The sequence below is a fragment of the Rothia nasimurium genome (genome assembly GCF_014217215.1).
Lineage (GTDB): Bacteria > Actinomycetota > Actinomycetes > Actinomycetales > Micrococcaceae > Rothia > Rothia avistercoris.
Window position 1 is genome coordinate 2,392,735 of the sequence record NZ_CP056080.1, and the last position, 26,545, is coordinate 2,419,279.

At 58.1% G+C, this 26,545-nt stretch carries 19 protein-coding genes and 2 rRNA genes; 5 read left to right on the forward strand and 16 right to left on the reverse strand.

Annotated features, from left to right (window positions below; all coding sequences use genetic code 11):
* Positions 1 to 52 precede the first annotated feature (52 nt).
* Positions 53 to 967: a LysR family transcriptional regulator ArgP gene (locus HWU94_RS10820; protein ID WP_185173730.1), complete on the reverse strand. Its 915-nt coding sequence runs from the start codon at positions 965 to 967 to the stop codon at positions 53 to 55.
* A gap of 70 nt (positions 968 to 1,037) precedes the next feature.
* On the opposite strand from HWU94_RS10820, the gene HWU94_RS10825 reads away from it, so the two are divergent.
* Positions 1,038 to 1,661, forward strand: coding sequence for a LysE/ArgO family amino acid transporter (locus tag HWU94_RS10825; RefSeq protein WP_244955971.1), 624 nt, complete (start codon positions 1,038 to 1,040; stop codon positions 1,659 to 1,661).
* Here the strand turns inward: HWU94_RS10825 and HWU94_RS10830 are convergent.
* The 4 genes from HWU94_RS10830 to HWU94_RS10845 all read right to left on the reverse strand — a co-directional run bounded on the left by HWU94_RS10830 (position 1,645) and on the right by HWU94_RS10845 (position 9,597).
* On the reverse strand, positions 1,645 to 2,505 hold the full coding sequence (locus HWU94_RS10830; protein WP_185173732.1) for an ABC transporter ATP-binding protein: 861 nt from the start codon (positions 2,503 to 2,505) through the stop codon (positions 1,645 to 1,647). The two genes, HWU94_RS10825 and HWU94_RS10830, sit on opposite strands and share 17 nt — an antisense overlap.
* Positions 2,506 to 3,146: 641 nt before the next feature.
* Positions 3,147 to 4,388: a hypothetical protein gene (locus HWU94_RS10835; protein WP_185173733.1), complete on the reverse strand. Its 1,242-nt coding sequence runs from the start codon at positions 4,386 to 4,388 to the stop codon at positions 3,147 to 3,149.
* A gap of 206 nt (positions 4,389 to 4,594) precedes the next feature.
* Positions 4,595 to 7,689 (reverse strand): 23S ribosomal RNA (locus HWU94_RS10840).
* A gap of 379 nt (positions 7,690 to 8,068) precedes the next feature.
* Positions 8,069 to 9,597: ribosomal RNA gene (locus HWU94_RS10845) — 16S ribosomal RNA — on the reverse strand.
* Together the 16S and 23S rRNA genes form the textbook arrangement of a ribosomal RNA operon.
* Positions 9,598 to 10,448: 851 nt before the next feature.
* Between HWU94_RS10845 and HWU94_RS10850 the strand changes: the two genes are divergently transcribed.
* Entirely contained in the window at positions 10,449 to 11,432 is a 984-nt protein-coding gene (locus tag HWU94_RS10850; RefSeq protein WP_185173734.1) for an LLM class flavin-dependent oxidoreductase, read from the forward strand.
* Positions 11,433 to 11,495: 63 nt separating this feature from the next.
* Here HWU94_RS10850 and HWU94_RS10855 read toward each other — a convergent pair whose 3' ends face one another.
* The 5 genes from HWU94_RS10855 to HWU94_RS10875 form a co-directional block, all read right to left on the reverse strand.
* Positions 11,496 to 12,275 (reverse strand): response regulator transcription factor, encoded by a 780-nt coding sequence (locus HWU94_RS10855; protein ID WP_185173735.1) that lies wholly within the window; start codon positions 12,273 to 12,275, stop codon positions 11,496 to 11,498.
* Between the two features lie 35 nt (positions 12,276 to 12,310).
* A complete protein-coding gene (locus HWU94_RS10860) occupies positions 12,311 to 13,750 on the reverse strand; it encodes a histidine kinase (RefSeq protein ID WP_185173736.1) in 1,440 nt (479 codons plus the stop codon).
* A gap of 91 nt (positions 13,751 to 13,841) precedes the next feature.
* Positions 13,842 to 14,423 (reverse strand): DUF421 domain-containing protein, encoded by a 582-nt coding sequence (locus tag HWU94_RS10865; RefSeq protein ID WP_244955972.1) that lies wholly within the window; start codon positions 14,421 to 14,423, stop codon positions 13,842 to 13,844.
* Between the two features lie 23 nt (positions 14,424 to 14,446).
* Complete coding sequence (locus HWU94_RS10870; protein ID WP_185173737.1) at positions 14,447 to 15,304, reverse strand: uroporphyrinogen-III synthase; 858 nt, start codon at positions 15,302 to 15,304, stop codon at positions 14,447 to 14,449.
* A 38-nt stretch (positions 15,305 to 15,342) separates the two neighbouring features.
* On the reverse strand, positions 15,343 to 16,008 hold the full coding sequence (locus HWU94_RS10875) for a DNA alkylation repair protein (protein WP_185173738.1): 666 nt from the start codon (positions 16,006 to 16,008) through the stop codon (positions 15,343 to 15,345).
* 139 nt (positions 16,009 to 16,147) lie between these two features.
* Between HWU94_RS10875 and HWU94_RS10880 the strand changes: the two genes are divergently transcribed.
* Positions 16,148 to 16,828, forward strand: a complete 681-nt coding sequence (locus tag HWU94_RS10880) for a TetR/AcrR family transcriptional regulator (RefSeq protein WP_185173739.1) — start codon at positions 16,148 to 16,150, stop codon at positions 16,826 to 16,828.
* 41 nt (positions 16,829 to 16,869) lie between these two features.
* On the opposite strand, the gene HWU94_RS10885 is transcribed toward HWU94_RS10880, so the two are convergent.
* The 3 genes from HWU94_RS10885 to HWU94_RS10895 all read right to left on the reverse strand — a co-directional run bounded on the left by HWU94_RS10885 (position 16,870) and on the right by HWU94_RS10895 (position 21,069).
* Positions 16,870 to 20,466 (reverse strand): replicative DNA helicase, encoded by a 3,597-nt coding sequence (locus HWU94_RS10885; protein ID WP_244955973.1) that lies wholly within the window; start codon positions 20,464 to 20,466, stop codon positions 16,870 to 16,872.
* A gap of 84 nt (positions 20,467 to 20,550) precedes the next feature.
* Entirely contained in the window at positions 20,551 to 20,916 is a 366-nt protein-coding gene (locus HWU94_RS10890) for a hypothetical protein (RefSeq protein WP_185173740.1), read from the reverse strand.
* Positions 20,917 to 20,925: 9 nt separating this feature from the next.
* On the reverse strand, positions 20,926 to 21,069 hold the full coding sequence (locus HWU94_RS10895; protein ID WP_185173741.1) for a hypothetical protein: 144 nt from the start codon (positions 21,067 to 21,069) through the stop codon (positions 20,926 to 20,928).
* A gap of 147 nt (positions 21,070 to 21,216) precedes the next feature.
* Between HWU94_RS10895 and HWU94_RS10900 the strand changes: the two genes are divergently transcribed.
* On the forward strand, positions 21,217 to 22,194 hold the full coding sequence (locus HWU94_RS10900) for a siderophore-interacting protein (protein WP_185173742.1): 978 nt from the start codon (positions 21,217 to 21,219) through the stop codon (positions 22,192 to 22,194).
* Between the two features lie 87 nt (positions 22,195 to 22,281).
* Positions 22,282 to 23,325, forward strand: a complete 1,044-nt coding sequence (locus HWU94_RS10905; RefSeq protein ID WP_185173743.1) for an ABC transporter substrate-binding protein — start codon at positions 22,282 to 22,284, stop codon at positions 23,323 to 23,325.
* On the opposite strand, the gene HWU94_RS10910 is transcribed toward HWU94_RS10905, so the two are convergent.
* The 3 genes from HWU94_RS10910 to HWU94_RS10920 form a co-directional block, all read right to left on the reverse strand.
* Positions 23,322 to 24,458 (reverse strand): glycerate kinase, encoded by a 1,137-nt coding sequence (locus HWU94_RS10910; protein WP_185173744.1) that lies wholly within the window; start codon positions 24,456 to 24,458, stop codon positions 23,322 to 23,324. The two genes, HWU94_RS10905 and HWU94_RS10910, sit on opposite strands and share 4 nt — an antisense overlap.
* Positions 24,459 to 24,481: 23 nt before the next feature.
* Positions 24,482 to 24,796, reverse strand: a complete 315-nt coding sequence (locus tag HWU94_RS10915; protein WP_185173745.1) for a multidrug efflux SMR transporter — start codon at positions 24,794 to 24,796, stop codon at positions 24,482 to 24,484.
* A gap of 214 nt (positions 24,797 to 25,010) precedes the next feature.
* The gene (locus HWU94_RS10920; RefSeq protein ID WP_185173746.1) at positions 25,011 to 26,291 is read right to left on the reverse strand and encodes a DUF418 domain-containing protein; all 1,281 of its coding nucleotides are present in this window, start codon (positions 26,289 to 26,291) and stop codon (positions 25,011 to 25,013) included.
* Positions 26,292 to 26,545 lie beyond the last annotated feature (254 nt).

Genomic DNA, 26,545 nt, shown 5'->3' on the forward strand with positions numbered 1-26,545 from the left:
CGTGCAAGCTGTGCGGCGAAAAATTTTACAAAGAAAATTTTAGCCGGCGGGGCTATCGAAGAACCCCTTCGCCCGCGGCTGCAGCGTACACCCGTTCACTCAGCCGGGCGAGCACGGGGGAGCTGATGTTCCAGTGCTGCCAGTAGAGCGGCACGTCAACCGGCTGGGGGGCGAGCTCCACCAGGTCGCCAGAGGCAAGGGCATCGAGGGCCTGCACCTCGGGCAGAATACCCCAGGCAATTCCACCCAGAACGGCTCGCCCATAGTCGGGTGAGCTGGGCAGGTAGATGGTGGGTGAGCTCTGCCAGGAGTCAGGTTCCACCGCAAAGCGGTCGAGCAGCAGACCCCGGGCGGACGCTAGCCCGAAATCCTTTCGGTCAAACTCCACCACCGGCGCAAGTGCCAGCTGCTCGGCGGTGACCTGCGGGTAGGCGGGAAAGTAGCGCACCAGGTAGTCACGGGAGGCAACCACGCGGTAGCGGATATCGCCCAGCTTCTCAACGGAACAACCGGCGATAGGTTCGGGGCTGGAGGTCAGGGCGGCCATCACCTCGCCCGACCGCAGCAGGGCGGACGAGTGGTACTCGGCTTCTCGGCGCACGTCGCAGAAGATGCGGTCGTGGGCGGCCAGTTCTGCAACGGCCGAGAGGAACCAGGTGGCTAGGGAGTCGGCGTTGACGGCCACAGCTACGCTCTGCCCCTCTTCACTACCGCCGAGCTCACGCTCCATTTCTGCGTGCAGGAATTCACTTTGCCGGGCAATGCGCAGGACGCTTTGCCCCGACTCGGTGGGAGCCACCGGGTTAGTGCGCTTGAGGAGCACCCGCCCGGCCAGCTGTTCCATTGCCTTGACGCGTTGTGAGATGGCAGAGGCGCTGACGCCCAAAATATCGGCGGCTGCGTCGAAGGTGCCGTATTCAATGACGGTAACGAAGGTTTGGAGCTGGTCGGTCGTAAAGCGCATCATAAGAACATCTTATGCTATTGAAGTTTCATTAGATAGCTTTATGAATGCTGGTCACCTACGATGGATTCTCGTGACTATCGCAGAAATCCTCCCCCACGTCCTCTTTGGCATCGGTACCTCGCTCTCACTCATTGTGGCTATCGGTGCCCAGAACGCCTACGTACTCAAGCAGGGCATCATCGGCAAGTTCATCTGGCCCATTGCCATCTTCTGCATTCTTTCTGATGCCCTGCTCATCGGCTTGGGAGTGCTGGGGATCGGGTCCCTGGTGGACTCAGCAGCCTGGGTACTGGAGATTCTGCGCTGGGGTGGCGGGGCCTTCCTCGTTATCTACGGTTCCATGGCTGCTAAACGTGCCCTGCGGCCGTCCGCCATGAAGGTCACCAGCGAGGACTCCGGGCCGCAGACCCTGGGCAAGGCCCTGCTCATTGCTGCTGCCATGACCTACCTCAACCCCCACACCTACCTCGATACCTTTGTTCTCATTGGTGGTATTGCGGCACAGCAGGGCGACTACCGCTGGCTTTTCTACGCGGGCACGGTCACCGGTAGCGCTATCTGGTTTACTCTCCTCGCCTCGTGTAGCCGCTTCCTGCGTCCTGTTTTTGCCAACCCCCGCGCCTGGCGCGTGCTAGACGCCGGCATCGCCGCCCTCATGTTCTTCCTGGCCTACAAGGTCATGTTCGGGCACTAAGGCACCTGCCCGACCTGTAGGTAGGTATCTGAGGACTCGGTAGGGGCATCAGCGTCGTGGGTAACCACGACAACCAGATATATTCAGCTATCTGCCGTATCTGCTGCCAGACAGCAGCACGGTGTCCGGAGCCGATACCCGTGGTCGGCTCATCGAGCACGACAAGAGAATCTTGGGGCCCAAGCAGGGTACGGACGAGCGCCACCCGCCTTGCTTCTAGGGCACGATCTGCCTGAATCACCTGATGGGCAGTATCAAAAATCAGATTAGTGCTCTGGGGCAAATACCGCACAGTTGAAAAGGTATCCAGTGGCACTACTTCAGCATCAGCAACTGCGCGGAACCCTAGCAAGGCTTCAAGCAAACTGGTCTTGCCGGACCCGCTTTCTCCACATAGCCAGATAATTCCCCGCCTACGAGTAGCTATCAACTGACGAAGCTGACCTATCTCGATAGCTTCTTGCCCTAATTGAACCCCCTTCCCTTGTACCGCTCGCGAGGCCTCTTCCTGCTTAGCCATAGCCACACCCAGCGATGATAGGCCGAACCCTATATCCTGCACAGTTTGAATAGAGTAAAGAGCTACTCCAATGAGAGCCACAAGACCGGAAATCACCATGTCCATTTCCTGGCCTTTATTAAGAGCTGCGTAGACACCCATAAGAACGGCTAGAAGTAAGGCTAGGAACAGGGCCTGCCCCAAATATAGGTTACGCGTAGCTCGGTAGGACTGCACCCCGGCTTTTTCTACCGCAATACGGCTTTTCTGATAGTTGCGACGTGTCTGACCATGTAGCCCAAAAATAGTGACTTCCCGCCAATAGGCCACATAGTTGCTGAGCACTCCAAAGTTTTTGAGAGCAAGCGTAGGCCAGTTCTCCATCATCCTGCCGCGCACGAGCCGGACGTGAAGAACAATAGGTATGATTCAATGCCTCCAGAGCTATCTTAGTTTGAGCAGCCTGCTCGAGAGCTCCATAGAGCGGATAAACCAAGTAGGTAAGCCCTCGGGATAAAAGCCAGAGCAGGCTGTAGCCCACAATCAGCAAAACCAAAGAGACAGGTTCAAAACCATCGAGAACCCAGATAAGGGCCACTCCGGGTATGGCAGAAACTACTACCCCTAGTGCTGGAGATAGCACTAAAGAGATTATTACTATCCAGGCATGCAAAGGGTTTACAGTATAAAACCGAGAAAAAGTAACAACGGAAAAACGCGAAAGAGAAATTAAAGTTTTCATTTTTACCTTCAAGACAACAAGCCACCGCATATGGCGGCTTTAAAGAATCATGCTGTGTCTCTTTAGAAAGGCCTGCGCCATGGCACACTTACCCTCCCGCTTATCTCTACAAGCGAGTTGATAAGATGGCGTCGAGCCTGAAGGCAAAAAATTATACGGTCATTGTTGACTTTCTGTATCTAGGAGAAAGCTAATCGACAAGCCTCCTCGTAGAGCCCATTCTGACAAACCTCCAGAGAAAAGGTCAACACCTTCTACTGCTGTGACGAGCCCGGTAGATATTTCGCACCATCACCGTGCACCGCACCTGGCCGATGGCAGGCTCCAAGAACTCCTCCGCGTAGCGGGAATCCGTACTAGTCTGAGCAGCAAAGTTAAGGGCAGCAAAAGCCCCCAGCACCATCGACACCTTCACCAGAACGTCTGTAAACGGGAACTGCACACCCAAGAGGGTCACCTTAGAGGCCTCAAAACCCAGCCAGCTCGTAATGGTGGCATCAGGGATAGCGATCGTGCCAAACCAAACAAAAAACAGAAAAACGACCCCGGCAAAAAGTACAGCCTGAATCATCTGCACCACAATCGGGAGAAGCACCAGGTTATTCCACTCACCCCACCTAAAATTAGCCGGGCGGCCCAAGCCCGCAGCGGGCAAATTTTCAAGCTCCTGACGCCACCAGTCCCCAGCCTGTAGAGCAGCACCCGCGTATTCGGCGTCCGTAAACTCCTCCTCCACCTTATCCCCTTTACGGGCACCCAGCAGCCGGCGGGTCTTCTCGGTTACTGTCGACGAAACAACCAGCAAACTCAACACCGTCAGGATAGCCACCACCTGCAAAGTACGCTGCATACTCAAAGCCGCCGCCACACGCCAGATATCACCGTTCACAAAAAAGAAGAGCACGGCAATCATGAGCACCGGCAGCACCTTGACCAACATGCTTGAAAGGGCAGCTAGCTCCTTCACAACCTGCCGAAGCGCCCAGTAGCACAGGGAATCCAAGCCCAGGTAAACAGCTAGGAGCGTAGCCCCCAAGATCCAGAGCACATCACCGGCAGCAAAGGCGTCAGCAACATCTGCCAGCCCCATCCAGCGGGCAGTCTGCGGCAGCATGGAGAAAGCCGCTAGGGGCAGAAGCAGCGCACCAATCAGGGTTTGGGGCCAGAAGGGCAGGGGCGCTAGTAAGCGCGATACGGCCCAGGGTACAACCAGAAGCAGAAGGGGCGGCACGAGGGCTAGGGCAATGAAGATGGGTGTCAGGACGCTGTCTGGCACGTCTACCGGCACCCCTCCGTCCTGCGCCTCCACAGCAAGCTGGGCTAGGCCCCACAGCAAAGTAAGATAGGTGAAGGAAGAAACTATAAGCCAGGCAGAAAGCGGGGCAGAACGGGCGAGAGTCCATCGCGCACGCTCTCGCGCAGGGATAACCAGCGGAGCCCCGGCGGCTCTGAACCAGGTGTGTGCTTCTTGCTCGGTGAGTGTCATACTCTGATTCTACAGGCTGAGCTGAGGGGTATTTTTAACCGCACAGTATATAAAATATTTGTTCTATTTTTGTAAAGAGTAGTTTTTGGGTACAAAAAAGCGAGGGGTTCTAGAGCGTTAGCTCTAGAACCCCTCGCTGATTCAACCCAAGGGTTGTTATCTCAAAACCATACAGTGGACGCAAACAAAAACAAAACTCAGTCATAAAGTGTAAGCCTTCGGACTATTAGTACCAGTCAACTCCACGGGCATTCCCCGCGTCCATACCTGGCCTATCAACCCCATCATCTATAGGGATCCTCACACAGCAAACGCTGCCAGGAAATCTCATCTCGAAACAGGCTTCCCGCTTAGATGCTTTCAGCGGTTATCCCTCCCGAACGTAGCCAATCAGCCATGCACCTGGCGGTACAACTGACATACCAGAGGTTCGTCCGTCCCGGTCCTCTCGTACTAAGGACAGCCTTTCTCAAATTTCCAACGCGCGCAGCGGATAGGGACCGAACTGTCTCACGACGTTCTAAACCCAGCTCGCGTACCGCTTTAATGGGCGAACAGCCCAACCCTTGGGACCAACTCCAGCCCCAGGATGCGACGAGCCGACATCGAGGTGCCAAACCATGCCGTCGATATGGACTCTTGGGCAAGATCAGCCTGTTATCCCCGAGGTACCTTTTATCCGTTGAGCGACGGCCGTTCCACAACGTACCGCCGGATCACTAGTCCCGACTTTCGTCCCTGCTCGACCTGCCAGTCTCACAGTCAAGCTCCCTTGTGCACTTACACTCAACACCTGATTGCCAACCAGGCTGAGGGAACCTTTGGGCGCCTCCGTTACTTTTTGGGAGGCAACCGCCCCAGTTAAACTACCCATCAGGCACTGTCCCTGACCCGGATCACGGGCCGAAGTTAGACATCCAGAGCGACCAGAGTGGTATTTCAACAACGACTCCACACGAACTAGCGTCCATGCTTCACAGTCTCCCACCTATCCTACACAAGCCACACCGAACACCAATACCAAACTATAGTAAAGGTCACGGGGTCTTTCCGTCCTGCTGCGCGAAACGAGCATCTTTACTCGTACTGCAATTTCGCCGAGTTCATGGTTGAGACAGTAGGGAAGTCGTTACTCCATTCGTGCAGGTCGGAACTTACCCGACAAGGAATTTCGCTACCTTAGGATGGTTATAGTTACCACCGCCGTTTACTGGGGCTTAAATTCTCAGCTTCGCCCACAAAGGGGCTAACCAATCCTCTTAACCTTCCAGCACCGGGCAGGAGTCAGTCCGTATACATCGTCTTACGACTTCGCACGGACCTGTGTTTTTAATAAACAGTCGCTTCCCCCAATTCTCTGCGACCCATACACGCTCACGGCCGCACGGACCGGTCACGCTCAAGGCTCCCCTTCTCCCGAAGTTACGGGGACATTTTGCCGAGTTCCTTAACCATGATTCTCTCGATCGCCTTAGTATTCTCTACCTGATCACCTGTGTCGGTTTCGGGTACGGGCGGCTAAAACCTCACGTCGATGCTTTTCTCGGCAGCATAGGATCACCAAATCCCCCAATAACGGGGTCCCATCACGTCTCAGGCCAACACCGGCGCATTTAACAACCGGATACCCTACACGCTTAGACCACGACAACCATCGCGTGGCTTGGCTACCTTCCTGCGTCACACCTGTTAATACGTTTACCTCCAAAAATCGGGTCCTGCAGTCCACCATAAGCTCCCCACCACACGTGGCAGGGTTACAAACAGCTTCTCACAGTTAGCATCAAAATATCAGTATGGGCGGTTTTTCGCCGGTACGGGAATATCAACCCGTTATCCATCGACTACGCCTGTCGGCCTCGCCTTAGGCCCCGACTAACCCAGGGCAGATTAGCTTGACCCTGGAACCCTTGATCATCCGGCGCACGGGTTTCTCACCCGTGATTCGCTACTCATGCCTGCATTCTCACTCGCGTACCCTCCACCACTGGTTTACACCGCAGCTTCACTGGATACACGACGCTCCCCTACCCAACCAAGCACAAGGCTTGATTGCCATAACTTCGGTGGTGTACTTGAGCCCCGCTACATTATCGGCGCAGAATCACTTGACCAGTGAGCTATTACGCACTCTTTCAAGGGTGGCTGCTTCTAAGCCAACCTCCTGGTTGTCTAAGCAACTCCACATCCTTTCCCACTTAGTACACGCTTAGGGACCTTAGTTGATGGTCTGGGCTGTTTCCCTCTCGACAATGAAGCTTATCCCCCACTGTCTCACTGCTACGCTCTCACTTACCGGCATTCGGAGTTTAGCTGACGTCAGTAACCCTGTGGGGCCCATCGGCCATCCAGTAGCTCTACCTCCGGCAAGAAACACGTAACGCTGCACCTAAATGCATTTCGGGGAGAACCAGCTATCACAGAGTTTGATTGGCCTTTCACCCCTATCCACAGCTCATCCCCTCCATTTTCAACTGAAGTGGGTTCGGTCCTCCACGACGTCTTACCGTCGCTTCAACCTGGCCATGGATAGATCACTCCGCTTCGGGTCTAGATCCTGCCACTCACACGCCCTATTCAGACTCGCTTTCGCTACGGCTTCCCCACACGGGTTAACCTCGCGACAGAACACTAACTCGCAGGCTCATTCTTCAAAAGGCACGCTGTCACCCCAAAAGGCTCCAACGGCTTGTAAGCACACGGTTTCAGGTACTATTTCACTCCCCTCCCGGGGTACTTTTCACCATTCCCTCACGGTACTGATTCACTATCGGTCACTAGAAAGTATTTAGACTTACCAGGTGGTCCTGGCAGATTCACACGAGATTCCACGAGCCCCGTGCTACTCGGGTGGCACACACGCGGTCTAACACATTACGATTACAGGACTCTCACCCTCTCCGGTCGCCCATCCCAAGGCGTTCACCTACATGCTAGAACATCACGTCAACAGCCGGTTGAAACTGTTATGCGTACTCCCACAACCCCCATGATGCAACCCTCAACCGGTATCACACACCACAGGTTTAGTCTCTTCCGCTTTCGCTCGCCACTACTCACAGAATCATTCTTATTTTCTCTTCCTGAGGGTACTGAGATGTTTCACTTCCCCTCGTTCCCTCCAACCAGCCTATACATTCAACTGGTGGTAACAAACCATGATGGCTTGCTGGGTTTCCCCATTCGGACATCCTGGGATCAAGGCCCTGTTATCGGCTCCCCCAGGCTTTTCGCAGATTCACACGTCCTTCATCGGCTTCTAGTGCCAAGGCATCCACCGTGTGCCCTTAATAACTTACACACAGATAAAATCAAAGATATTAACCTTGACTAACTAAGTACAAAATCAAAAGTATCAAAGAAACCCAATCATTAGAGATTGAGAAATCTTCATTACATTCGAAGATGCTCGCGTCCACTATACAGTTCTCAAACAACAACCCGATACCACTCGAGGCAACCACACACAACCGTCTGACCACTACTCTCATGCCGGGAACCTGAGAGCAACAAACCACAAAGGCTTGTTACCTCAAAACCCAAAAGCGCACCAACATTACACAATCCTTATCAGCACCAACCACAAGGAAGGTACCTGAACTAACATTCCACCCATGAGCAAACCACCCAAACGACACTCGCGTTCAGCGTGGCTCAACCAATATGTTGAAGCTCCTTAGAAAGGAGGTGATCCAGCCGCACCTTCCGGTACGGCTACCTTGTTACGACTTAGTCCCAATCGCCAATCCCACCTTCGACGACTCCCTCCCACAAGGGGTTAGGCCATCGGCTTCGGGTGTTACCAACTTTCGTGACTTGACGGGCGGTGTGTACAAGGCCCGGGAACGTATTCACCGCAGCGTTGCTGATCTGCGATTACTAGCGACTCCGACTTCATGGGGTCGAGTTGCAGACCCCAATCCGAACTGAGACCGGCTTTTTGGGATTAGCTCAACCTCACAGTATCGCAACCCTTTGTACCGGCCATTGTAGCATGCGTGAAGCCCAAGACATAAGGGGCATGATGATTTGACGTCATCCCCACCTTCCTCCGAGTTGACCCCGGCAGTCTCCTATGAGTCCCCACCATTACGTGCTGGCAACATAGAACGAGGGTTGCGCTCGTTGCGGGACTTAACCCAACATCTCACGACACGAGCTGACGACAACCATGCACCACCTGTATACCAGCCCCGAAGGGAAACTCTATCTCTAGAGCGGTCCGGTATATGTCAAGCCTTGGTAAGGTTCTTCGCGTTGCATCGAATTAATCCGCATGCTCCGCCGCTTGTGCGGGCCCCCGTCAATTTCTTTGAGTTTTAGCCTTGCGGCCGTACTCCCCAGGCGGGGCACTTAATGCGTTAGCTACGGCGCGGAAAACGTGGAATGTCCCCCACACCTAGTGCCCAACGTTTACGGCATGGACTACCAGGGTATCTAATCCTGTTTGCTCCCCATGCTTTCGCTTCTCAGCGTCAGTTACAGCCCAGAGACCTGCCTTCGCCATTGGTGTTCCTCCTGATATCTGCGCATTTCACCGCTACACCAGGAATTCCAGTCTCCCCTACTGCACTCTAGTTAGCCCGTACCCACTGCAAACCCGGAGTTAAGCCCCGGGCTTTCACAGCAGACGCGACAAACCGCCTACAAGCTCTTTACGCCCAATAATTCCGGACAACGCTCGCGCCCTACGTATTACCGCGGCTGCTGGCACGTAGTTAGCCGGCGCTTCTTCTGCAGGTACCGTCACTTTCGCTTCTTCCCTGCTGAAAGAGGTTTACAACCCGAAGGCCGTCATCCCTCACGCGGCGTCGCTGCATCAGGCTTGCGCCCATTGTGCAATATTCCCCACTGCTGCCTCCCGTAGGAGTCTGGGCCGTGTCTCAGTCCCAGTGTGGCCGGTCACCCTCTCAGGCCGGCTACCCGTCGTCGCCTTGGTGAGCCGTTACCTCACCAACAAGCTGATAGGCCGTGAGCCCATCTAAAACCAGTACATATCCCTTTCCACCAGCATCCCATGCGGGAACTGGTCGTATCCGGTATTAGACCTCGTTTCCAAGGCTTATCCCAGAGTTAAAGGCAGGTTACTCACGTATTACTCACCCGTTCGCCACTAATCCACCCAGCAAGCTGGGCTTCATCGTTCGACTTGCATGTGTTAAGCACGCCGCCAGCGTTCGTCCTGAGCCAGAATCAAACTCTCCGTTGAAAAAATGAAGTAGTTGATGATCCTGGTCTCTGATTGTTAGCGAACCATTCACCACGGGGTGGTGCGGTTCAAGCTGACGAATCTGAAACCATATGATTATCAAATTCTGCAAGAAACCGTTGGTTTCTCACATTGTTATATAAATATTTGGTATCAGTTCAAGACCATAATCACTCCAGGACCGTTGTGGTCTTGGTATTGTGATGATGGACGATAAGAATGTTATTTATAACATTGGTACGCTATTGAGTTTTCAAGCAACAAACCGCATTCTCAACCCTAGCCACATATTGGCCGGTGTTTCGTATCGGTCATTCTCAGTTTTTTGTGTTACCCGCTTGGGCAACTCTTCTAGTCTATCGCGCTTCTTTCCTGTGCGTCAACTCGGCGTTCCGTGTTGCGTCTCACAGTGGCTTGTAGCTGGATTATTACTTCAAAATCTCACTCGTTCGAGCTGGGATTTCTCAGTTCCGGCCGGGGCCTGAATTCGCTATGTGACTAGGTGTTTTGTCGCTTGGCGGGTTTCCCCTGTGCCGTGGCGACTCGTAATACTCTACGCAGGTTCAAAACACTTCGCAAGTCGAAAATGACCCCAAAAACCACCCACGGGCCTCCACACACCCCTTTTTAGCCCCAAAAACCACCTTGGTCGAGAGTGTTTCACCTAGTCAAAGACATCTAGTGAGGCAGGTCTATGGCCCACATCTATGACCCACTACACCTAAAATTCTTTGAAAAACCTTCAAAACTCCCCCAAACTGCCCTTCTCTACCCCCTTTCTAGGAATACTGCGCCCCTCTAACCCGTTATGCCAGGCATACACAACCCCTATATAGAGAAGGACATTCACCATGCCAGCCCTATCCCTGCTCGACTTTGCCCTCATTTTCCCGGGTGAACGCCCCGCAGACAGCTTCAAACGCTCTGTAGCGCTAGCTCAGCACGCAGAGAAGCTCGGCTACGAACGCATCTGGTACGCAGAACACCACAACATGCAGCGCATTGCCTCAGCTGCCCCGGCAGTGCTGATTGCCCACGTTGGTGCACAGACCTCAACCATTCGTCTGGGAGCTGGCGGTGTCATGCTGCCCAACCACTCCCCTCTTACCGTGGCAGAACAGTTCGGCACCCTGGCCGAAATGTACCCCGACCGCATCGACCTGGGCCTGGGTCGGGCTCCCGGCACCGACATGCGCACCCTCGCCGCCCTGCGCCGAGACCCGCAGGACGCAGACAACTTCCCCCAGGACGTCCAGGAACTCGCAAGCTATCTGAGCGGGGACACCCGTGTGCCCGGCGTCCATGCCACCCCGGGGGCAGGGACCAATGTGCCCCTCTACATTCTGGGCTCATCCCTCTTCGGCGCTTCCCTCGCTGGTGCCCTGGGTCTGCCCTATGCCTTTGCCTCCCACTTCGCCCCCACTCACCTGGAACAGGCCATAGCGGTCTACCGCGAGCGCTTCACCCCCTCAGAGCAGCTAGAGCAGCCCTACGTGATTGCTGCGGCTAACGTGATTGCCGCCGATACAGAAGAGGACGCCCGCGCCCAGCAGGTAATTGCGCACCGGCAGCGGGTGAAGTCCATGATGCGCCTAGATGACCGCGACCTGAGCGACGATGAGCTGGATATGCTAGTCGCATCACCCCAGGGCCAGCAGATCCTGGACATGCTGCGCTACACCGCGGTAGGCACTTCGGAGCAGGTAGGTGACTACCTCACCCGCTTCGCTAATTCAGTGCAGGCCGACGAGCTGATGATCTCTAACCTCTCCCCCAGCACGGAACAGGCCCACCGCGGCCTTGAGGTGCTGGCGCAGGCCATGATTCAGAAATAGGGCAAAGGAAGGTGTAGCAGGCTCGCACTCGCTGCGAGCCTGCCACACCTTTAGTAAGAGCAACTACCCCTCTAGAAAGGCCAAGACCGCGCGGACGCGGCGGTTGCCGGTATCGGCGGGCAGGTCGAGCTTGTCGAAGATATTGCCTACGTGCTTGGCGACGGTTGCCGGGGATATGAAGAGTTCAGCTTCGATCTCTGCGTTTGACCGCCCCTGGGCCATGAGCCGCAGAATTTCTAGCTCACGCGGGGAAAGCCTAGCCAGCTTGCCCCCGGCAGGGTGCACTGCCTGGCCGGACTGGCGGGCGGACGCTCCCCCGTTGCCCCCTGCCTCGGGGTAGGGAGAGGGGGTGGGGGCGGACGCGCCGGAAGCACCAGCCGGGGTGCCGGGTATCTGCCCGCTAGAGGTGCCGCCGAGAAGGTGCTGGACGACGTCCGGGTCGATGACGGTGCCACCTGCCACCACGGTTTCAAGGGCACGGGCGAATTCTTCGACGTCCCCCACCCTGTCTTTGAGCAGGTAGCCCAGCCCCGCCGCAGAGCGGGCAAAAAGTTCGCGGGCGTAGGCGGTGGTGATGTACTGGGAGAGCACCACGATGGGCAGGCCGGGGTAGGTCTCGCGCAGCTGTAGGGCGGCTTTGAGGCCGTCGGAGGTATGGGTGGGAGGCATACGCACATCGGTGATAACGGCGTCGACCCCCTCTCCCGCCATTGCTGCCTCAACGGCGGTGAGCAGGGTGGGGGCGTCCTCTGCTTCTGCAAGCACGGAGTGCCCCAGCGCTCCTAGCACCATCGTCAGCCCCTGGCGGAGCAGGGCGGAATCTTCGGCGAGGATAATGCGCATGGGGCACCTTTCGTGACAACGTTTCACGTGAAACGCTACAGGGTTGTTGACCCCTTGGGTAGGGGCAGGGCCAGGGTCAGGCGGGTGGGGCCACCGGCAGGGGAATCCACCTGCACCGTGCCACCCAGGGCGGCTGCGCGTTCTACCAGGCCGGCGAGGCCGGTGCCGCGGGCGGGGTCAGCGCCGCCGATGCCGTTGTCCTCGGCCGTGACCACCAGGGACTCACCAGCGACAAACGCTGACAGTGAGACGAACTGGGCCTGGGCGTGCTTGAGGGTGTTGGTCAGAGCCTCGTTGACGGTGTAGTAGGCAGTGCGCTCGATGTCGCGCGGCAGGCGGGCGGGGGCGTCGTAGGTCAGGTGGACCGGCAGGACGCTGTGGCGCACCAGTTCTTCCAGGGCGGCTTTGAGGCCGTGGTCTTCGAGCACTGCCGGGTAGATGCCGCGGACGGTGTCGCGCAGGGTCTGCTGGGCGTGGGAAAGCTGGGTGCGGGCCTCGGTGACGTGGTTGAGCAGGGCTGCGGCGCGGGCGTCCTGGGTGTCGGCAGCCAGGTTCTTCGCTTCCATTTCGGCTAGGCCAAGGCGCAGGTTGAGGTTGACCAGTTCCTGCTGGACGCCGTCGTGCAGGTTGCGTTCGATACGGCGGCGTTCGCCCTCAAAGGCGTCGACGATGGTAGCGCGGGAGGCGGTCAGGCGGGCCAGTTCGCGTTCCTGTTCTTCGGGGCGGGAGGACAGGATCAGCTTGGAGAGGCTAGCACCGGTGGCGGCCAGCAGGCCGTTGACGTAGGCAAAGATGATGAGCAGGACGGGGATAGCTGCCAGGGGGACCCACCAGTACTGGGAAGTAACCTCAACCATCTGGCCGGCTGAGGGGAGAAAACCCTGGTTGATGTAGTAGTCCAGCTCCCCCTGGGAGTAGAGGGACAGATGCTGCCAGTCGAGGTAGAGCCTATTGCCATTACCCAGATAGTAGGCAAGAGCCCCTGCACTGCCAAGTGCCATAATCTGGAGGAAGAGCACGGCACCGGCGATCCAGCCCCAAAGGGTGGTCAGGGCCAGGGAGCCAACTTCGCGCCAGGTAGCAATCTCTTTGAGGCGGAAGAGGACTCCCTCCCAGAAGCTGGCGTTGGGGTAGTCAACGTGGCCGTTGGCAATCACTCCGTGGCCGGTCTTGGCCAGGCGCCAGCGCTCATAGACCGCAAACCCGATAGCAGCAAAGGGTAGAACCGCAATACCGATAATGGAAGCGGTCAGGCCGGTCACCAGGGAGGCAATGATACCCTGGGCTACCAGCACGGCAAACGCGATCCAGGGGCCAGCAGTGAAAATATAGAAGGGGTTAGCCATACGGCGCCACAGGCTCTTGACGGGCTTGGGCTGGTCAGCAGGGTCAGTATCAAAGGACGCCGGTGCTTGGCTCCCTGCCGCGGGCGCGGCAGGTGCAGCGTCGTGCAGGGTGTAATCGGTGCTTGTCATGCTTCTATTCTTTCGCGGCTACCGCCCGCACACAGTGGGGCGGTCTCTACTCTTACTCGACCCGCACCCCAGCTGCCAGGTAGAGCTAGCTCTACCTCGGGCGTCCTGACCGCCTCTTCAACACCTTATCGGCACCCACTACCCCGCGCAGCAGCTGCGGATCGATCTCCACGCCCTCACGCACAATCGACAGCTGGCCGGTAGCCTCCAGCACCACGCACTGCACCTGACTCAGCTGCGATACCCCGGCCTTCCGCAGGGCCGCATACACCTCAGCCGGCGCCAAATGCGAGCGCTTCAAATGGCGCACCACGAACTTGCCATGAGCCATAATCACCCGGGGCTTGTGATTGATGTGCCGGATGCCGGTCACCGACTGCACCGCACCAAAAATACTCTCCAGCAGCATGAGCGTGCCCAGCCCCACCATGCCAGACGCCAGCGTCGGCGGGTGCCCAATAATCACGCGGCCAGCCACCGCGCCAAACATAATGATGATGACCGCATCAAAACCGTTCCAGCCGCTCAGCACCCGCACCCCAAAGATACGCACCAGCACCAAAAAGGTCAGGTAGATACCCAGGGCAGAGAGCATCACAATCGGAATACGCCAGGGCTCAATACCCAGATACTCAATCAGGGCAGGCCCCCACCCCTGCGGCGGCTCAAACACAGTCACCAGTCCCCTCTCGTCGTCTACCTGCTGGCAGCAAGGGCCGCGGTCAGCTCCTTCACCAGCGCCCCCAGACGGAAACGCTCAGGAGCCACAGGCACAATACCTACCTCTTCAAGAGGCTCAGCCGTCACCGGCCCCACAGCAGCAGCAATAGTCCCCGCTTTAAAAGCCTCAACCACCTGCGGCAACACCCCGCGAGCCGACGCCACCTTAAACAGGGCAGACACCGCAGGAGCAGCAGTAAACGTCACCGCATCCAGCTCAGCGCTCACCAGGGCATCAATCAACTCATCCACCAACTCAGGACGCTCAGGAGCCTCCCACCGATGCGGCACCACAGCCGTCACCCGCGCCCCCGCATCCACCAAACGCCGTTCCTCGGCGGCATCCGGCGACCCGTGCTGCTGCACCACCACATGCAACCCAGCCACACCACGCTCAAGCGCCAAATCCACCAAAGCCGACGTACGCTCCTGCACCGCCATACCAGCGTCCTCAAACCCCAAACCACGCACCGCACCCCGGCCCTTAGCGCCACGCACCAAAATCGTAGCCCCCGCAAGAGCCTGCCGCAGCTGCTCCTCAAGGCCGCGCTCACGGGCAGAATCAAACCAGCCATTCAGGCCGTAACCGGTAGTGACCAGCAGGACGTCGGGGTGGTTAGCAATGATGTGGTCGGTGGCCGCGTGCAGCTCGGTATCGTCTGCTACCGGCACGATACGGACGGTGGGGGCCACCAGTACACGCGCCCCCTGCCGCTCGAAAGCAGCAACCTGCTCCTGAATACGACGGGAGGCCGTCACAGCAATGGTCTTACCGGCCAGCAGACCGGCATCGGGAGCGGCGGACGCGCGGGGTGAGGAAGCTGAGGAAGTCATAACACCAGGGTACCGCCGGGGTGGAACACTGGGTAGAACTATCCCAAACGCTTAGAACCTTCACGCACGCTCAAAGGGGCCATGCGGGTGCCGTAGCGGGCGATGAAGTCTGCGACCCAGGCGGGATCGGTCTTGGAGTATTCACGCAAGGACCATCCGATGGCCTTATTGATAAAGAACTCCCTAGAGCCAAAGTTTAGGGTGATGATTTTTTCGAGCAGGACGGTATCGGTAGCGGCCTTGCGGGGGCGCTGATGGTCAATGGCGACGCGACGGACCCACATGTTGGCGTCCTGCGCCCAGGCAAGAATGAGGTCGTCGTTGGGGTTGCGCCAGAGGATCTCGCCGACCATGGTGTCGAGGCGGTCAACGGTGTCCCACCAGCTTTTCTCTTCGATGAGACCCCGCAACCAGTCGATGTCTTCAGGTTCGAGGTAGCGGCGCAGGGCGTGTAGATAGTCGAGCGCGGCGTACTGGAATTCCCGTTCCGGGGCCTGCCAGCAGGCCTCAACGAAGCTGCGGTCTATGCCCTGAGTCTTAGCTTCTACCCGGGCCTCTGCCAGCAGGAGTTTGATGAGTTCCCGGCGCTGCGGGGTTTTAATTCCCAGGAAGGGGAATTGATTGCGCATGTAGGCAGCCATGGGGGCGGCGTTGGCGGGATTGGACGCCGCAACCAGGGTTTCATGCAGGGTAGAGAAGTTCATGGGGCTCTTTCAGGTGATGAGTTATCGGGGTTTGCGAACGGGTCTTTTAGTTCACCCTACATAATTCAACAGGTGGGGATATTATTCTACACTTGATGAATTTTATCTACAGGTGGGGAATTTTGGGTAGACTGGGCGTATGGCAGCTCAGCACTCTACTACTTCCGGCTCCCCCCGCGGACGACGCAGCGGCGGCACCCGCTCCCGTGACGACATTTTGCGGGCAGCTACCGCCCTCTTTGCTGAACACGGGTTCGAGGGTACTTCTGTTCGAGCTATCGCCGCGCAGGCCCAGGTTGACCCCGCCCTCATTCGACATTTCTTTGGATCAAAAGAAGTGCTCTTTACCGCCCTACTCAACGAGGTGATGGAGCTTTCAACCCAGCAGGCCACAACACCCAGCAGTGGCGACCGGGCTACCGATCTTGTCGCGACCTACCTGCGCCTGTGGGAATCACCCGAGACAGGGCCGTTGCTTATAGGTCTAGTTCGTTCGGCTCTTGCGTCAGCCACGGGGGTACCCGCCATCAAGGAAGCTCTAGCGCGGCACCTTACCCAAAGCTGTGCCGACCCGCTGAAGCCTAGCCTGGATGAGGCGTCCGCAGAGCTCCTCAGCGCCCACCTGTTAGGGGTAGCGGTAGGACGCTACCTTCTGGGGCTCCCCCACCTTGCCGCGCTCAGCACCGATGAACTGGTTGAACGCACCGCACCTGCCGTTCGAAGCTACCTTGAGGGAAATTCTCGCTCCCGTAAGACCCGGCCCGAGTCGAAAAAGAAGAGCCCCCAGGAGCAGCTGTCGCTGTTTGACGGCCTCTTCTAACGAGAGGGCCGACTCCTGGGGGGCTTGTTTTTAGGCTGCGGTTAGAAGGTCTCGGTGCCGGTGTAAGAATCGTGCACCATGTTGGCAAAGCGCGAGTAGTGGCCCTGGAAGGCGACCGCGATGGTCTTGGTGGGGCCGTTACGGTGCTTAGCGACGATGACGTCCGCCTCGCCTGCGCGGGTTGATTCTTTCTCGTAGTAGTCCTCGCGGTGCAAGAGAATGACCATGTCAGCGTCCTGCTCAATCGAGTTATGGACAGTGATGCCGTTGGCGATGAAATTGTGGTTCCCTAACACAGTAGCGTCGAAGACCTCTTCTTCCCCCTCGTACTCGATAGAGGTGACGGTGTCCCAGAAAAGGTCATTGACCGCAAGCATATCGAGCTCAGCGGCATCAAGGATGCTAGCTACCTTTGCTAAACGAGAGCGGGACGGTGCGCTTTTGTAGTAGGCCGAACCACAATACTTTGAACCCATGGCAGCTTGGAATTCACGATGCGTCATTCCCTTCTCAGACAGGATTTTCTTAACATCATCCCACACCTGCACCGGAGCAGTATCAACGTTGGTGTTAGAGCGAACGCCTTCAGCAGTAATTGCCACAAGCAGTTTCTCGCAACTCTTAGCGCGTTCCCCGTAAACAGAGATTTCACGCAAGAAGCGAAGCTGTTCATCGCGTCCGGAGATATCGAGACTATACCCCTGACGGTACTCGCCCTTAATGGTGGTACCGCGAACACGAGAGTTAATACCAAACCGCAAAAGCAGAAGAGACAGCTGGTCTAGCATGACACGAGAAGTTGAGGCGTAGTAAATACGTCCTGAACGCCCGTTCTTATTTACAGTAACAGAGCCATCAGTTGCCCATAGATGTCTGATAAAGAGAGCAATCTGCTGTTTAGGCAGGGCAAAAACCTGATCTGGAATAAATTTTTCCCACGACCGCTTATCGAAAAGACCTAAATCATCGAGCCACGCAGCGAGCGGGTTCCGCTTACCGTGGGTTAGCTTCTCCGGCGAGCGCAGTCGCAAAGAAGTGCAACGCGCCGCTTCGTGGGTATCCCTGACGCTTTCAATTCCGAATTGCTTGTATGCAGATTCAGCAACTATAGAGAGGTTCTCTTCATCAATAGATGCATAACGAATTGGCTGTCGAGCTAAGACAGATCCATCACCAATCATGTGAGCCAGCAAAATGACCTGCTCGTCGCTCCAGTGCGTCCGGGCAGACGGCCCGTTAACGTGGCGGGGTACGCCCAAACGATCGCCCACAGCAAGCTCACCCAGCCCCTTCCAACCTGTGTACGTAAAGAAGGGGTGATTAGCGGTAGCGCGCAGGGTCTTACCCGAAGCTAGCGTTAGACGATACACAGGTTTCACGCCCGTAGAAAAGACGTGGGTCAGGTGCCGCTCCACAAAACGCATATCGTCCCCCAGGGACCATACCGGGACGTCCTGAGCGCCCTGCTCAAAAAGCTCACCCATCGTTGTTTCAGCTCCCGTATCAGAACGAAGCACACGAGTATCGGCAGTCAGACAGCCCGACTCGCGAAGGTCCGATACCTGCGGCTTCTTGTCGGTACGCTGCTCAGAGCCACGGTTCAGCTGCGAGAGGGCAATCAGGGGCACCTCAAGCTCCTTAGCCATCAGCTTGAGGGCACGCGAGAACTCCGAAACTTCCTGCTGGCGCGACTCAACCTTCTTGCCCGAGCTCATCAGCTGCAGGTAGTCCAGAACAATCAGTTTGAGGTTATTCTTCTGCTTCAGGCGGCGGGCCTTAGCGCGAATCTCCATCAGGGTCATGTTGGGTGAATCGTCGATAAAGAGCGGAGCGGAGTCCATCTTGCCCATGGCGGTAGCAATCTTGGCCCACTGGTCATCGTCCAGCTTGCCCTTACGCAAATCAGACAGATTAATGCCAGCCTCAGCCGACAGAATCTTCATCGCAATTTCGTTGCGACCCATTTCCAGGGAGAAGAACACCGTGGTCATACCGTGCTTAATGGCAGCAGACCTGGCTATGTCTAGGGCAAACGTAGAATTATGGGTGGGCACAAAAGCGCGAGAAGCTAAGAAAAGATGCTGCTCATTATCTACCTCAATACAGCGCACTGGTACAGAATCAACAGGCTCCACAGCAACAATGTAGCGAGAGCTCTGCTTAGCGGTCGGACGGGCATTGCGGTCACGGTGCATCTGATTCTTGCGAGACAGAGCAAAAACAGAATCAGAGGAAGAGAAGGTCAGCTTGTAGGCCGTCGACGTAGCCTCGCTACTGCCCTTGACCTTTTTCGTTGCCATACCCGTGCGGTACCCCAAAGAAAGCGCCAGCTCCTGGGTATCGTATGCCAGCTGGCGGTTCGTAACCGTGAACTGAATACACCCGGTGTTTGTAACGGTGCCGTCGCTATCGAGCAGCCCTGCCAACAAAGCTCGGCGCTGCGCTTCAGAGGCCCGTAGATACCGCATAGGAATGTGCTTATTATTCAGAACGCCCAGAGTGCACAGGCTCTCAGCACTCGGAGCCAAGGCTGTTGAGTCATCACCCAACCAAATTCCCAGAGTATAGGGGGCGACCAGCAGGTCAGCTTCGGGTAGCTGGAGCGGACGGGTGTTAGCAATGGAGTGGTTGGCTCGACGGTCAGCCGTCACGCAGCGAACCGTCTCACGAATCTCAGCGGTGGTGCGCACCTGCGCGCCCACAGACGTCCGCACACGCCCCCCACCTGAACCTGCCAGAGCTGACGAGCGTGCTCGACGGGACGCGCGGGTTTCGGTGAGCCACTGGTGCTCGGCGTCCGCGATAATCTCGGTTCCGTCATCAAAAATGACCTTGAAGCAGGGACGCCCGGTCATCACGTCGGTAGCGTTCGTGACGGTCGTAGGGTACCCGTCTGCGCCCAGAACGGTGTCGCCCACGCGGATATTGCCCATGGTGGTCCAGCCTGTGGGGGTGGGGATAGGGGTATCAAGGGCGAGCGCTTTACCCATCGCCGGACGCGCCGCGATCACGATCATCTGCCCGGCCTGCAGGCCGGCGGTGAGCTCGTCGAACTCGATGAAGCCGGTGGGCACGCCGTGGATGCCGCCGTCGCGGGAGCCGTTGGCCTCAATCTCTTCGACCGTGCTGTTCATGGCCTCAGAAAGGGGGATGTAGTCTTCCTTGGTGTTGTTGGCAGAGACACCGTAAATCTCAGCCTGGGCTGCGTTGACCAGAGCCTCGGCCTCGCCGTCGCCGGAGTAGCCCAGCTGCACAATTTTGGTACCAGCCTCAACCAGGCGGCGCAGCATGGCGCGTTCGGCCACGATTTCGGCGTAGAACCCGGCGTTAGCAGCGGTGGGGACGCCCGCAATCAGGGAGTGCAGGTAGGCTGCCCCGCCCACGCGGTTCAGTTCGCCGCGCTTGGTCAGCTCGTCGGCTACGGTGATGGCGTCCGCCGGCTCGCCGTGCCCGTAGAGGTGGATGATGGCCTCATAGATCATCTCGTGGGCGGGCTTGTAGAAGTCAGCGCCGCCGCCGATGACCTCAACAACGTCGGCGATGGCGTCTTTGGAGAGCATCATGCCGCCCAGTACCGACTGCTCGGCGGTGTCGTCGTGCGGTGGTGTGCGGACGAACTCAGACTGGCTCTCAGACAAGGCGGCCCCCTCGGTGGTGAAGAATATGGTGAGCTTCTATCATCTCACCTGCGAGCGCCCGGAGACCACCGCTTCGCTGTGAGACTAGATGCTGGTGAGGTAATAGTAGACGGCAAAGAGGGCATAGAGCAGTACCAGGGTGGGGGCGGTGGCTGCTGCGATAAGGCGGGAGCGGGAGGGGGCCCGGCGTAAGGCTACGAGGAGGCAGAAGTAGCCGGGGGCCAGGGCCACGATAGCAAGCAGGATATTGGCGCCGAAAGGGTCGTAGCTGAGTTCTACCCAGTCTTTAGCGACGGGCGCTCCTAGGAGGCCGAGAGGAACAGCGAGCAGGTGCGCTACGGGAGCCAGGAGGAGGACGACGCCGATAGCCGTCAGGATGGTGGCCGACTTAGCACTGTGGGGGTTGGCGGTGTGAAAACCGGTGATGTGAGGTTGGGGGACGTCTGACATGGGGTTCTCCTAGGGGTGCAGGGCCGGGCCTTGCAAGAAAAGGGCCCCTGCCCAGGCGATGAGCGTGAAAATCGCTAGGCTGAACCCGCCCCAGATCAGCCAGCAGGCGGCCTTTCCCAGTGGGGAGCTGGTTGGGGTGAAGGTAGCTGTCATGGGTGCCTCCTTTGGTGTCACAACTGCATTGGTGTGATGGGCTTAACTTTATCTCGGTAGCATGGGTTCTAGCTAGAGTACTTAAGTACTAGAGATTGAGCTGGCCAGCATCAAGAGGGGCTGGTCGTAGTCAGAGAAAGGACGCCGGTGGGCAGCACAAAGAGCAAGGGCAAGGACGCCAAGGAGCAGCTCAAGGAGCTCAAAGCTGAGGTGAAGTACCTGAAGAAGGGGCAGAAGCAGCTGCTCAAGCGGGTGGAGCAGCTGGAGAAGGCGCTCGCCGCCGGGCAGGGTTCGGCACCTGCTACCGCCCCTGTGCAGAACCCAGCCCGCCCCCAAGCTGCCGGGGGCACCCGCGACGGGGCGGGAGCGTCCTACCCGCAGCCGATGAAGTCGGGTAAGTACCGGGGCGGCTACTCCCACTACCGGGTGACCGAGGTGGGGCAGCTGACGCCCACCGTCATGCGGGTGGTTGCCGAACCTGCTGACGGCAAGCGGGTTGAGGCCCAGGGGCTGGTGGGTGAGTACATCTACCTGGTGACCGGCAAGAAGGGGGAGGTACTGCCCGCACCGTCCTTTGAGAAGGGCAAGGCGCGATGGAGCCAGCCGACCACCACCGCCAAGTACACGGTCAGGAACTTTGATGAGCGCACCGGGGCCCTAGAAATCAACATCATGCTGCACGAGCACGGGGCTGGGACAACCTGGGCCCGCACCGTTGCCGTGGGCGATAGCGCGCATTTTCTGGGGGCGAAGTCGGGGTACTCCATCAGCAAGGACTACGACTTTTACCTGCTAGCCGGGGACGAAAGCGGCCTGCCCGGTATGGCCCGCTGGATCGAGAGCCTGCCCGCGAGCACCCGGGGTGTGGCCGTGATTGAGGTACCCGGGGAGGCGTCGCAGCAGGTGATTGCTGCTCCTGAGAATTTTGAGGTGGTCTGGGTGGATTCTGCCCGGCGCGGGGCGTTGGCTGAGGCTGTGATGGGCTACCCTCTGCCGGAGGGGTCGGTGTGTACCTGGTTGGCGGGTGAGTCCGGGTCTATTCATCCCGTGCGTATTTGGGCGCGGCGGGAGTTGGGCGTACCCAAGGGGCACGGTTATGCCAAGGGGTATTGGAAGAAGAAGTAGTTTGGGTACAGGGTGTCATCAAAAGATATAAATTTTTAGGGTAACTTAATCAGAGATTTAGGCAAACCTAAAAATGGAGTTTTACTGATGGCACTCACCCGCGCAACCTTCCTCAAGCTCACAGCAGCAACCGCCCTCACAGGCGTCCTTTCTGCATGCTCAACAGGATCAAACACCCCCTCTTCAACATCAAAGGCTAGCGGGGGTAGCTATACCGTTGAACATGCCTTCGGCAGCACCACTTTCGATGCTGTTCCTGAAAAAATTGCTGTTGTTCAGCCCTGGAAAAATCCCGATGCCCTTCTTGCCCTCGGCGTAGTTCCTGCGGGCACCCCCTATGTGAGCTGGGGCGAGAACGCCAACCGCTCCACCGACTGGTTCGACGCTAAACTCACCGAGCTGGGCGGCGAAGAACCCACCCGCTACGACGAGACCGACGGCCCCAACTACGAGGCTCTTGCCGCCCTAGAACCCGACGCTATTTTCTCTCCCTACGGCGACATGACCCAGGAAATCTACGATAAACTCTCCGGCATCGCCCCTGTAGTTCCAGCTCCGGTGGGAGTGGGAGCCTACGAGACTAACTGGCAGCAGTGCGTTGAGATGGCAGGCAAGATGCTACAGCGGGAGGACGACGCTGCTTCCCTCATCACAGAAGTTGAGGGGAAGCTTGCAGAGGCAGTTGCGGGGCACCCTATTCTGAACGGGGCGAGTTTCACTGCTGGCTACTTCGATACCGCTGCCAACACTTTTGGGGCCTACACGTCAGAAGATTCTCGCCCCCAGTTCTTCACCTCTCTTGGCATGGCAAACGCCCCTTATATTACCGAGCATGAGGGTGAAGCCGAGGGCGTTTATATGACCATTTCTTCCGAGGTTCTCGACCAGGTTGAGTGCGACGTGATTTGGGCGTGGGCCAACTCTGCTGAAGAAGCAGAAGCCGTGCGCTCTAACGAGCTGTTTGCCCAGCTACCCGCCCTTAAGAATGATGCGACGGTGTTTGAAACCGATAAGCAGAAGGGGCTAGCCCTTTCTGCTGCCTCGCCGCTTTCAGTGCCGTGGGTTCTCAATGAGACCACCCTCCTTGCAGATTTGGCAACAGCTGTAGAGAATACGCACGCAACTTCCTAGTGCAGGTGGGTGCTGGCGATGGTGGCCGCTAGTTCGTGGAGGTAAGGACGCGGGTTGGCTAGGGATTCTGCCAGGGTGGCTGGGGTGTCACCCACGACCGAGTAGACGGAGGTGAACCCGGCGGCGCGGGCCTGGTCGGAGGATAGTTCGCTGATTCCGCAGACGGCAATGACCGGCAGGTTGCGGGCGGAGGCTTCTGCTGCCACACCTGCCGGGCCCTTGCCCTGCAGGGTTTGTTCGTCAAATTTCCCTTCGCCGGTAATGACGATATCTGCCTGCTCAAGCGCCCGGTGGAAGCCGGTGAGCTCGAAACAGACCTCCACGCCGGGGCGCATGGTGGCCCCGAGTACCGACAGGCAGGCAAAGCCCAGGCCACCGGCGGCACCTGCGCCGGGAGAATCAGCGAATGTTCCACGTGAAACATTGAGGGTCTCTTCTACCGCATCAGCTAGTTTTTGCAGGTTCTGGTCAAGCTGGGGAACCTGCTCTTCAGTAGCCCCCTTCTGGGGCCCATAGACCGCAGCGGCACCGGACGGGCCACACAGCGGGTTGGTTACGTCGCTCGCCATAATGATCTCTACCCCGGCTAGGCGCTCGTCAAGCCCGGCCATATCAACAGAAGCTAGCTGCCCCAGCGCCCCGCCACCGGGGGCAAGGTCGCGCCCTGCTGCGTCCTGAAGTGTCACACCGAGCGCCTGCATGAGCCCCGCTCCCCCGTCGGTGCTGGCCGACCCGCCCAGGCCGATGATGAGCGTCCGCGCACCTGCGCCCACCGCGTGCAGAATCAGCTCACCGGCCCCGAAGGACGTGGCCCGCCAGGTATCCAGCTGGTCTTCGCGTAGGCGGGCAATGCCGCCCGCTTCAGCGATTTCGAGGACGGCCGTGCGTTCAGCCTGCGAGTAGGCGTAGCGGGCGGTCACCGGCTGACCGGCAAAGGGGCCCGTGACGGTGCAAGTGACCTCGCTGTAGCCGGCGGCCAGGGCGGCGTCTACGGTGCCGTCGCCGCCGTCCGCTATGGGGCAGGTGATGACCTCACACCCGCCAGCCCCCTCTAGCCCGGCGGCGAGCGCCTTGGTGAGCTGCGCGCCGGTGAGCGTGCTCTTGAACTTATCGACAGCGAGTAAAACCTTCATGGGTCTATTATGCGCCTGTCTCTCTAGGAGGTGACTTTCAGCCCCACGATACCTGCCACAATCATGAGCAGGAAGAGCACCTTAAGCAGGGAAACAGGCTCGGTGCCGGTCGCCATGGCATAGAGGACGGTGACGGTCGCGCCGATCCCCACCCATACAGCATAAGCGGTACCGGTGGGCAGCTCCCGCATAGCATAGGCCAGGCCCACCATGCTGAGAACCAGACCCCCGATAAAGACCAGGGTGGGGGTCAAGCGGGTCAGGCCCTCAGACTTACCCAGGGCCGTTGCCCAGACAGCTTCGAAAAGGCCAGAAATAATCAGAATAAGCCAGTGCATAAGCACCCATTCTAGGTGCGCACTCGCACAGTTTAAAACGATGAGGCCGGGTCCCCCGACCCGGCCTCATCAATACACACACATTTACACATCGGGGCTAGGCCCCGTGCAAGAAACACACACTACTGCTTTCTTGAGATTCTCCAGGGCCACCCTGCGGGCGGCTGCTCTTTCGAACCTTGTACCTCTAGTATGGCGGAGCCTTCTTAAGCTCCTATATATCGTTCCTGTGTACCAGCTGGGAATATTGGCCAGCTAGCCCGCCCTTACCGTAAGACATCCTGCGGTGCAGGGCCTCTAGCGGGCCGGGCTTGCCCGCAGCTTCAAGAGCCACCGCCACAAGAACCGTCACCAGCCACCCGCCGGTGCCAACCAGCAGGAGCACGGAGGCACCGGCGTCCGCAAAGAGCCCCAGGGCAAAGCCACCGAAGACCACTAAGAAAATCACCGACTGCAGCACGTAACCGGTCATAGACCGCTTACCCAGGGCAATCAGGGGCCGAAGCGGGGCAGGGACGGGGGCACCGGCGTCCACACGCTCCTGAACCCCGGTTAGTGCCAACGCCAGCAGGGCAATAAAGCCCGGGCCACCCAGAACACCCAGGGTCATCGTGAGCACCCCGAAAACACCGGTAGGCAGCACGTCCAGGGCCTCAAGCCCGGCAGGAATACCGGTGCCCAGGGCAGCAACCAGGCCAACCCCGGCCAGCCACACCAGCACCCGGCGGTGACGCGCGGGATCAGCCAGCACGCCCTCACGCGCCAGCACAAACCCCAGAAGCATCAGCGGGAGCAACATAAAAGCCTGCAAGGGCACGCCGAGGAAGCTACCGAGCAGCACAATCAGGCCGTTGAGCAGTACCGACCAGTAGCTCGTTATGGGCAGTAGGCCACCGCTGCTACCCCCGCCCAGTAGCTCCTGAAGCTGGCCAGCACCGAGCACCGCTTCAAGCAAAAGCACCCCGGCCAGAGCCACCAGGTTGGTCACAGCAAAAAGCGTACCGGCCACCCAGAGCAAGACCTTGGTGCGCACCGCGATCAGGCAAGCCATGAATAGGCCAATCAGGCCGTAGGCCAGCATGATGTCACCCCAGAAGAGAAAGACCATGTGTAGGGCGCCAAAGATCGCCAGCATACCGTAGCGGCGGGCGATCACTCCGCGGGCCTTAGGCAGTGGGTAGCCGCGCCGGTAGAGACTGGCGGCAATCAGCCCCACGCCAAAGCCCAGCAGGGTTGAGAACATGGGGAAGCCGCGGGCATGCACGAAGGAGGTGGTGAACATGATGGTCAGCTTGTCCCAGAAGCTGTCATTTACCACCCGGCCCGTCATCGAGGCCGGGCCACCGGCAAAGAGAACCCAGGCCGTGGTCACGTTAGCCACCGCGATGCCCCAGAGCATCAGCCCGCGGGCAACATCGGGCACAAGTATGCGAGATGTAGGAAGAGTTTGAGGGGGCTGGGGCTGAGGCTGGAGGGTCTGGTGTGGGTGCTCCATTACTACCTTTCGTGTGTGGGTCTCTGCTTCTACCCTAGAGAAAACGGAGCTAGGGCGCATCCGCCGGGCGGGTGAAAAACGCTTTAAACACCGATGGCGAGACCCCCATACTGGTCTCGCCATCGGTGAGTGAAAACCGGGTTCAGCATTACCCGCTTTTCGAAGTACACACACATTCGCTTCTTACAGTCTTTCGAGCTGTTACATCTATATAACCGCACTAGGCTTGAACTGGGTTTTGAGTTGCCTGGGAG